Annotated in this window: 1 protein-coding gene; it reads left to right on the top strand. The window is 70.4% G+C overall.

The genetic code is table 11. The annotated features are described in order from the left end of the window. Positions 1-1,995: condensation domain-containing protein (locus ACFUEL_RS39030; protein WP_380242863.1), on the top strand; the 1,995-nt coding region annotated here is incomplete at both ends.

A 1,995-nucleotide genomic window follows, 5' to 3' on the forward strand; every position in this document is an offset into this window, starting at 1 on the left:
GGCGAAGGCCCCGACAAGCGCCTGATCGCCTACACCGTCCCCCACGGCAACACCGACACCAGCACCAGCACCCTGCGGCAGTTCCTCTCCGAACAGCTCCCCGACTACATGGTCCCCGCCGTATTCGTCGAGCTGGAACGGCTCCCGCTGACCCTGAACGGGAAGGTGGACCGCAAGGCCCTGCCCGAGCCGGACCTGTCGGATGCGGCGGCCGGGGCGGCTCCCCGGAGTGCGGCGGAGGAGATCATGCGCGGTCTGTTCGAGGACGTCCTGGGTGTGGCGGGTGTCGGCGTCCACGACGATTTCTTCGAGCTGGGCGGGCATTCGCTGATGGCGACGCAGCTGATCGGCCGCATCCGTTCGGCGCTGGGCGTGGAGATGCCGCTGCGGGTGCTGTTCGAGGCCCGCACTGTCGCGGGCGTGTGCGCCCGGCTGGAGGAGGGCGGCACCGCCCGGCCCGCAGTGGCCCCGGTGGAACGTCCCGGCGTTGTCCCGCTGTCGTTCGCGCAGCAGCGTCTGTGGTTCCTCGACCGCCTCGACGAACGCCGCGGCGTCTACAACGTCCCCCTGGTCCACCGCTTGGGCGGCGCGGTGGACCGCGACGCGCTCGAGGCCGCGCTCGCGGACGTGGTGGAACGGCACGAGACCCTGCGCACGGTCTTCCCCGAGAGGGCGGACCGGCCGTACCAGCGGGTGTTGGATCCCGATGAGGGCCGTCCCGTCCTCGTGACGTCCGAGGTCCCCGCGTCGCAGATCGACCACGCGGTCGCCGAAGCCTGTGCCTGCGTCTTCGACCTCACCCGTGAACTCCCCGTGAGGGCCTGGCTGTTCACCTCTTCCCCGGACGACCACGTGCTGGTCGTGGTCGTGCACCACGTCGCCAGCGACGGCTGGTCGCTGGCGCCCCTCACACGTGACCTCGCCACGGCCTACCGGGCTCGGCTCGCGGGACGGGCGCCCTCATGGCCCGCGCTGCCGGTGCAGTACGTCGACTACACCCTGTGGCAGCGCGAACTGCTGGGCGACGAGGACGACCCCGACAGCGTGCTGGCCCGCCAGACGAACTACTGGCGCACCCAGCTGGCCGGCGTCCCCGAGGAACTCGCCCTGCCCGTGGACCGCGCCCGCCCGGCGGTGGCCACCCACCACGGCGCGGACGTGCCGTTCCACCTGGACCGGGACCTTCACGCGGGACTGACCCGCCTGGCCCGCGAGTCCCAGGTCACGATGTTCATGGTGCTGCAGGGCCTGCTCGCCGCCCTGCTCACACGTCTGGGCGCCGGAACCGACATCCCGCTGGGCACACCCGTGGCCGGACGCAACGACGAAGCGCTCGACGAACTCGTCGGCTTCTTCGTCAACACCCTCGTCCTGCGGACCGACACCGGCGAGAACCCCACCTTCCGCGACCTGCTCACCCGCATACGCGACACCGACCTGACCGCCCTCGCCCACCAGGACATCCCCTTCGAACACCTCGTCGAGGCACTCAACCCCGCCCGCTCGCTCGCCCGCCACCCCCTGTTCCAGGTCATGTTCGCCTTCCAGAACACCACCGGGAACGAGACCCGGCTCGAGGGACTCTCCACCACCGTGTTGCCGGCGCCGACGACCACCGCCAAGTTCGACCTCACCTTCGAGGTCCTGGAAACCCACGACACCCACGGACAACCCGACGGGATCGCCGGCCGCATCGAATACGCCACCGACCTGTTCGACCAGGCCACCATCACCACCCTCGCCGAACGCCTCACCCTCCTCGCCACCGCGGCCCTCACCGCCCCCGACACCCCCATCGGCGACCTCCCCGTCCTGACCCCCGAAGAACAACACCGCATCCTGACCCACTGGAACGACACCACCACCACCCACCCCCACACCCGACCCATCCACCACCTGATCGAAGAACAAGCCGCCCGCACCCCCGACCACACCGCCGTCACCCACGCCACCACCCACCTCACCTACCGCCAACTCAACGAACGAGCCAACCAA

Source organism: Kitasatospora sp. NPDC057198 (genome assembly GCF_042670125.1).
Lineage (GTDB): Bacteria > Actinomycetota > Actinomycetes > Streptomycetales > Streptomycetaceae > Kitasatospora.